At 61.4% G+C, this 6,475-nt stretch carries 3 protein-coding genes; 1 reads left to right on the top strand and 2 read right to left on the bottom strand.

Annotation, left to right across the window (positions count from 1 at the left end):
- Window positions 1–290: 290 nt before the first annotated feature.
- Window positions 291–1,436 carry a lysozyme family protein gene (locus FXB40_RS35555; protein ID WP_246208174.1) on the bottom strand — a complete coding sequence of 382 codons (1,146 nt, stop codon included), beginning with the start codon at window positions 1,434–1,436 and terminating at the stop codon, window positions 291–293.
- Between the two features lie 431 nt (window positions 1,437–1,867).
- Here FXB40_RS35555 and FXB40_RS35550 point away from each other — a divergent pair, with 431 nt between their 5' ends.
- Window positions 1,868–3,040 carry a L,D-transpeptidase gene (locus FXB40_RS35550; protein WP_187437370.1) on the top strand — a complete coding sequence of 391 codons (1,173 nt, stop codon included), beginning with the start codon at window positions 1,868–1,870 and terminating at the stop codon, window positions 3,038–3,040.
- Window positions 3,041–3,295: 255 nt separating this feature from the next.
- On the opposite strand, the gene FXB40_RS35545 is transcribed toward FXB40_RS35550, so the two are convergent.
- Complete coding sequence (locus FXB40_RS35545; protein ID WP_148776936.1) at window positions 3,296–6,475, bottom strand: efflux RND transporter permease subunit; 3,180 nt, start codon at window positions 6,473–6,475, stop codon at window positions 3,296–3,298.

Here is a 6,475-nt window from a genome sequence, read left to right as displayed (position 1 = left end):
CACACAGCCAGGGTCACAAGCGGCGGTCGGCCCCTGAGTGAGACGACTCTGCTCTACCTCTCGCTCCAGACATGTCGCCGCGGTGTGCCAACCAACGCCATGGGCCACAAGCAGACATCGGACCTCGATCACCTCGTTAGCGCAGCCGGAGCGATGCGAGCGCGTCGTTGACGACGTAAAGTGCGTTAGCGCGACCATTGACCGATGAGCGGCACCACGTGCCGCGGCGGCGGTGAGGCCCCCGCTCGGCCCGCGGGTGCGGCAACTCCTGCCAACCACTCAACGGAAATTTATTGGTTCGTCCGTTCGGCGGCGGTAGCCATGTATTTCGAAGAGAAAAGCGCAACCCGATCGCGCCACATTGCGACGAACGCCCCCGATGTCAGCTTGTCCACCGATTTCCACGCGTCTTTGACGGCCGGAAGGGTATTCCGCCAGATCGCGCGTTTGCACCATTTTTCGCCCTTCTCCCTGCCTTCGCCGGTGGCACACATGGATTTCCAAGCGATGCGATCAGGTTGGCTGATGTGCTCGGCGGCGCCTTCCCAGCCTTGTTGATGGATCAAGTAAAGATCACTTAAGGTCGGCGTCTTCTGCGTGACCCACTCGAACAGAATGCCTTCGGTAATCACCTTGTAGGCCGCCGCAATGGCATTGTCGCGGGAATCAAGAATCTGCCCGGAGCCGAATTTGTTGAACTCGTATTTGCTCAGTTGGAACAGCCCGATATACGACCCAGTGCGTTGCTTGGGGTCGAAACCGGACTCGATCCTCGCAACCGCTTTCATGAAATTGAAATCCAGACCAAAAGCGTCGGAAGCGCGCTTGATCTCCTCGACCGGCGTTCCGACCGGGGTGTCCTTGAGTGACCTTAAGACGATATCCGCCGGTTTCTCGGCAGGGGGCAGTTCGGACCAGACGTAATAGATGAGATACCGAAAATCCTGCGTCACCGACGCCGGGTTGGAGGCATTGCGCGTTGTCGGCACCGGTTGGGCGACATCATGGTGGCCCAAGTCCACCGATTCCTGCACAGGCGGTAAATCGGCCGACAGCGTCTGCGACGGATCGGGCAGCGCGGCCACGACGATCGAGTCCGGTCTATCCGAGGCCGCAGTCGTGTCGGTGGCCGTCCCCGCCGCGGGTTCGGCGGCCGCCGCCACTTCGGCGCCAGCGACAGCGGCGTTCGCGACAACGGTGTTAGCGACAACGGCGTTAGCGACAACGGCGTTAGCGACAACGGCGTTAGCGACAACGGCGTTGTCCATTGCGATTGCCTGCGGTTCATCCGCGAGCCCGGCGTTGGCAGCGAGAGATGCCGCGCGATCATCGATTGGTACTGCGCGGGTGTTCTCGGTGCCGGCCGAAACGATGCCAGCCAGCCAGCCAGCGATGCACCCCGCGAGAACGACCGTTCCGCAAAACGTCGGCGTCACTGCCGTAAATCGCCCCGGGCTCATGATCCCGTCGCCTCCAAAGGCCCCACCTGAGCCATGATGCAAAGCCAAGCACGCGACGGATGGACTTTCGGGTCGAGGCATGGCCGCGCAATGGCGCAAACCGCAGCTCATCATCTTTTCCACGAAGTGTTGCCCGCTTGCAACGCGCCGCTGGCAAGCAATTGTTCTCCGACGTAAGCGTGTAGGGACGTTTCGGACCCATGCGACGCATGCGGCCAGTACATTGATCGGCCCGGCGATCGGCGCGACGGCTATTGCCGATTGTCTTCTTCCAGCAGATTGGCCTCGTCATTGGAATTGGTCCAATTTTCGACCCACTGCGACCAGATTTGAAGACGAGGCTATGGTCGGTAACGTCACGCTTTTTGGTTGGACCTCGCAGGCAACTTCACTGCATGAGGCACTGGATGAGGAAGCAGACTGCAATAATAGCTTTCGCCGCTTTCATGCTCTCCACAGGGATCGCACACGCTCAGTTTCTGTTTTGGCCGCAGGACAGGTTCTGGCCAGGCCACTACGCTCCGTTCAAACACAAGCACCATCACCCGCAGACAAACTCTGGATCTGCGAAGAACGCTGTGCCCGAGGCCCCTCCGAAGGGCCCGCTCCAGATCATCATCTCGATCACTGACCAACGGGTCTCGCTTTTTGACAACGGGGCCCTGATCGCACGCTCATCGGTGTCCACGGGAACTCAGGGGCATCCTACACCCCTCGGCGTATTCAGCGTCATCAGCAAGCAACGATGGCACCGTTCAAATATTTATAGCGCTGCCCCCATGCCTTACATGCAGCGCATCACCTGGTCAGGGATTGCGTTGCATGCCGGTGTCGTGCCTGGGCATCCGGCGTCACACGGCTGCATCCGTTTGAAAAATGACTTTGCCATTCGACTCTGGCATCTCACGAAGCGCGGCACGCGCGTGATCATTGCGCGCGACGATGTCCAGCCGGTCGAGATAACCAATCCGCACCTCTTTGAGCCGAAAGCCGTGTCCGGTTCGCCGGAATTTCAGACTGCCACAGTCGCGGGTAAGAGCGTTGGCACAGCCGGGGCAACGCAGGGATCACTGGTGTCCAAGACCGAGACTCCAGAAGCCACTAGTCTCCAGGTACCTAATTCGGCTGCCGCTGAAGGCGCACCTAGAAAGATGGTTCCGATATCCGTCTTCGTGAGTCGCAAGTTGAGCAAGCTCTTCGTGCGTCAGGGCTTCGCGCCGTTGTTTGATGTCGCAGTCAAGATCGAAAATCCGGAGGAGCCCCTGGGAACGCACGTGTTTACCGCAATGGAATTCCAGAGCGAGGGAGCGGCAATTCGCTGGACCGTCGTGTCGATTCCGGACGAATTTCCTCGCATCGAGGGTGCCACGAAAGAGCGCGAAGCGCCCGTGAAGCAAACCGCCCTATCGGTACCGTCGCCCGATAAAGCCAACGCTGTCCTCAATCGCATCGAAATACCGCAGGATACCGTTGAGAAGATCTCTAAACTTCTGACGCCGGCCTCTTCATTGATTATTTCCGACGACGGATTTAGCCATGAGACGGGAAATGACACGGATTTCATCGTGCTAACGCATTGATACGGCGGCGCCCCCCACCAAGATACGATGCCGCTGCACAATCCGCTGGAATTGTTGGACCACAATTCTGCTGCAAAATTCTTGATGTCCGCACCTAAGCCAAAGCAGCGCGAGCTCGTCAAAACTACGGCCGCACACTCGGTCCTCATCCTGAGGGCCCGCGAACGGCGGGCGTCTCGAAGGATGGCCGCAACGAAAGCGCTCCCATATGCGATTGCCTACCGTGATGGGGTACCCGCCCATCGATGCCGAACACTACTCTGCTGCAAGGACCCTGGATTTCTTCCGCTCGACCTCGTCGACGATGTCCAGATCGCCATCGTTGGCAGCGTCCATCTCCGCGTGATCTTGTCCGTGCCGTTTCGGACTGAGCCATTGCGAGACACGGTCGAGATAGAGATAAACCACCGGCGTGGTGAAGAGCGTCAGGACCTGGCTGACCAAGAGGCCGCCGACCATGGCGTAGCCGAGCGGCTGGCGGAGCTCCGAGCCGGTGCCGTGGCCCAGCATCAGCGGCACGCCGCCCAGCACGGCCGCCATCGTGGTCATCAATATGGGGCGGAAGCGCAGCAGGCAGGCGCGGCGGATCGCCTCCAACGGCGACATGCCGTGATCCCGCTCGGCCACGATGGCGAAGTCGACCAGCATGATGCCGTTTTTCTTGACGATGCCGATCAGCAGGACCAGGCCGATCAATCCGATCAGGCTGAAGTCGAAATGGAAGAGAAGCAATGTCGCGAGAGCACCGACGCCGGCTGACGGCAAGGTCGACAGGATCGTCAGTGGGTGAATGTAGCTCTCGTAGAGCACGCCGAGAATGAGATAGACCACGATCAGCGCCGCCACGATCAGCAAGGGTATGGAGGAGAGAGACTCCTGGAACGCTTTCGCCGTGCCCTGGAACGTGGAGGTGATCGCGGCCGGCACGTTCATCTGCCGTTCCATCGCGTCGATCGCCTGCGTCGCCTGGCCGAGCGCGACGTTGGGCGCAAGGTTGAAGGAAATCGTCACCGCAGGAAACTGGCCCTGATGATTGATCGCCAGCGGCCGGACCGGCGCCGTGGTCCACTTCGTGAACGCCGCCAACGGCACCTCGCCCCCCGTCGTCGGGGAACGCAGATAGATCTGCTCCAGCGTCGACGGATTCTTCTGCAGCGAGGGCAGCACCTCGAGCACGACATAATAGGTGGACAACTGGGTCGAATAGGTCGCGATCTCCCGCTGCCCGAATGCATCGTACAGCGTCGCGTCGATGACATCAGGGGTCAGCCCGAAGCGTGCGGCCTGGTTGCGGTCGATCGACAGCGTCAGCGTGGTGCCTGACGTCTGCTGGTCGGACGCGACGTCGCGCAGCTCGAGCATCTCCTTCATCTTGCCGAGCAGCTTTGGCGCCCATGTGTTGAGCTGGTCCATGTCAGTCGATTGCAGGGTGAACTGATATTGCGTGCGGGCGGCGCGGCCGCCGACGCGGACATCCTGCGCCGATTGCAGGTAGAGGCGCGCGCCCTGCACCTTCGATGTCTGGGCCTGCAAGCGGCGGATGACCTGGTCGGCCGACGCCGTGCGCTCATCGCGCGGCTTCAGCGTGATATACATGGTGCCGTCGTTGAGCGTATTGCCGCTGCCGCCCATCCGCATCGCCATGTGATCGATCGCTGGATCCTTCAGCACGATCTCGCCCATCTCCTGCATGTGCTTCGCCATGTCCGCGATCGATACGTCCTGCGAGGTCTCGACGATGCCGGTGATCAACCCGGTATCCTGCTGCGGGAAGAATCCCTTGGGGATGATCACGAACAGGTAGACCGTCAGCGCCATCGTCGCGAAGAACACCATCAGGGTGGCGAAGCGGAAGCGCAGCACGAGGTCGAGGCCACGCTCGTAGCCGTCGACAAGAGCCTGGAACATCCGCTCGCTGAGCATATAGAGCCGGCCGTGATGCTCCTCGTCGTGCGACTTGAGGAAGCGCGAGGCCATCATCGGCGTCAACGTCAGCGACACGAAGGCCGACACGGCGATCGTCATCGCAAGCGTCACCGAAAACTCACGGAACAGGCGGCCGATGATGCCGCCCATCAGCAGCAGCGGGATCAGCACCGCGATCAGAGAAATGGAGATCGAGAGGATCGTGAAGCCGATCTCGCCCGCGCCCTTGAACGCGGCGGCCATCGGCGTCTCGCCTTCCTCGATATAGCGGGTGATGTTCTCCAGCATCACGATGGCATCGTCGACCACGAAGCCGACGGCGATGGTGAGGGACATCAGCGACAGATTGTCGAGGCTGTAGCCGGCCATCCACATCAACCCGCAGGCGCCGAGCAGCGCGAGCGGCACCGTGATCGACGGAATGATGGTGGCCCAGACGCTGCGCAGGAACACGAAGATCACCATCACGACGAGGCCGATCGTCAGCAGCAGCGTGAACTGCACGTCCTTCACCGCCGCACGGATGGTCTGCGTGCGGTCCGACAGCACCGAGATATCGATCGCCGGCGAAATGCCCGCCTGCAGATGCGGCAGCTGCTTCATCACGTTGTCGACGGTGTCGATGACGTTGGCGCCGGGCTGCTTGAAGATCACCAGGAAGACGCCGGGCTTGCCATCGGCCCAGCCATATTGGGTGTTGTCCAGCGGCGCACTGACGGCGTGTCCGATGTCGCCGACCTTGACGGGGCTGCCGTTGCGATAGGCAATGACGATGTCGTTCCACGCCTCCGCGTTGGTGAACTGGTCATTGGCATAGACGGTGTAGGTGCGGGTGTCGCCGTTGAGGGTGCCCTTGGGATTATTGACTGTTATCACCGACAGCGGGGTCCGCACGTCCTCCAGCGACAGGCCCTTGGCGACCAGCTTGGCGGGATCGATCTGGACCCGGATCGAGGGCGCCTGCTGGCCGCCGACACTGACCTGGCCGACGCCGCTGATGTGGCTGATCGCCTGCGCGAGCTTGGTGTAGGCCTCGTCCGACACCTGCGTCATCGGCAGCGTCTTCGAGGTGGCGCCGAGCAGGAGAATGGGCGAGTCCGCCGGATTGACCTTCCTGTAGGTCGGCGTGCTCGGCATGTTCTTGGGCAATTGGCCGCTCGCGGCATTGATGGCGGCGAGCACGTCGGACCCCGCACCGTCGATGTTGCGCGAGAGATCGAATTGCAGAACGATCTGGGTCGAGCTGGTCTGGCTCGACGACGTCATCTCCGAGACGCCGGGGATCAGCGCGAATTGCGATTCCAGCGGTTGCGCCACCGAGGACGCCATCGTCTCAGGGTCCGCGCCGGGAAGGCTGGCGGAGACCTGGATGGTGGGGAAGTCGACCTCCGGCAGCGGCGCCACCGGCAATTGCGGATAGGCGATGATCCCGACGAAGAGGATGCCGACCATCAGCAGCGACGTCGCGATGGGGAGGCGAATGAAGGGAGCCGAGATACCTCCAGCCAT

Source organism: Bradyrhizobium rifense, from assembly GCF_008123425.1.
Classification (GTDB): domain Bacteria; phylum Pseudomonadota; class Alphaproteobacteria; order Rhizobiales; family Xanthobacteraceae; genus Bradyrhizobium; species Bradyrhizobium rifense.
The sequence above is the reverse complement of the archived record's forward strand: the minus strand, read 5'-3'. Positions and strand labels throughout refer to the sequence as shown.